The sequence below is a fragment of the Vibrio sp. SG41-7 genome (assembly GCF_014164465.1).
Taxonomy (GTDB): Bacteria; Pseudomonadota; Gammaproteobacteria; order Enterobacterales; family Vibrionaceae; genus Vibrio; species Vibrio splendidus.
Genome location: NZ_JACJFF010000288.1, coordinates 1 through 1261 on the forward strand (window position 1 = coordinate 1; position 1261 = coordinate 1261).

Consider the following 1261-nt stretch of genomic DNA (forward strand, 5'->3'; position numbering starts at 1 on the left):
ACGCTAATCAAAGTCAATGTGGTAGTAACTATTTATATTGGTCTATTGGTCTATTGGTCTATTGGTCTATTGGTCGACTTGTAGAGTTGCTATGAGTAACAAAGTGTTGCGACTTTGTTGATTATTTGGTCTATTGACCAACTGTGCTCATATTTAGGAACGAAGATGAATAGAAATGTTTGGCTGCTCTCACTGTGTCAGGCCTTGTTGATGACGGGTAACATATTACTGATCTCTGTGATTGGCTTGATCGGCAAGCAGATTGCGCCCAGTGTGAGCATGATTACCTTGCCGGTTGCACTGCAGTTTTTGGGTTTAATGGCAGCCACTATTCCTGCGTCTCTAATTTCAGGCAAGTTAGGGAGAAAGCGAGGATTTAGCATTGGTAATGTGGTTGGCATTACAGGGGCTAGCCTTGCCACTTACGCACTGTCTCAGCAAAATTTCTATCTGTTTTGTTTCGCCACGTTCTTACTTGGGATAGGCATAGGTTTTGGCACGCTTTATCGCTTTGCTGCAATCGAGGTGTGTGATGAAAATGCCCGTCATCGAGCGATATCTATATCGATGGCTGGTGGCGTTTTAGCAGCAGTATTGGGGCTAAACTTGGCGATTATGTCTCAACAATGGTCAGCAGATGGCTTGTATATTGGTGCTTTTGCTTCTTTGATTGGGTTGAACATTCTTGCGTTACTCATTTTACAAACCATTCAGTTTCCTAAAGTCTCTTTTAATAGTCAGGCTCCCAAAGCCGATCCTTTAGGTGTGATCGTTAAAGCACCGAACTTTATTGGTGCGGTCTTTGCTGCCATGGTTGCTTACGCTGTAATGAACATTTTGATGACTGCAACGCCATTGGCAATGATTGGCTGTGGTTTTGACTTTACTAAAGCTGCTGGCGTGATTGAGTGGCATGTTCTGGGGATGTTTGTACCTGCATTTTTTACCGGATCACTTATCGAGAGGTTTGGCTCAAGAATGATGATCTTGGCAGGCGGGATTCTGTTCGTCGTCTGTATCGCGATTAACATTCATGGCGAATCTATTTGGCACTTCAGAGCGGCCTTGGTTGTGCTTGGTGTGGGTTGGAACTTCATGTTCATCGCGGCAACAGGCTTGTTTAGCCAATCTTATCAATAGAAATCAGTAATTTGTGCAGCTTGATTGGGCTTTACAAAATATTGATAAGCATGAAGAATACTTGATTTCCCTATATTGTTCTTCCCGAATATAAAAACTATATTGTTATCAATGAAACTGA

The 1261-nt window shown here is 42.6% G+C and carries 1 pseudogene; it reads left to right on the forward strand.

The window, feature by feature from the left end:
* Positions 1-165 precede the first annotated feature (165 nt).
* Positions 166-1137 (forward strand): annotated as a pseudogene (locus H5300_RS26695) (MFS transporter); the annotation flags it as partial.
* Positions 1138-1261: the final 124 nt, after the last annotated feature.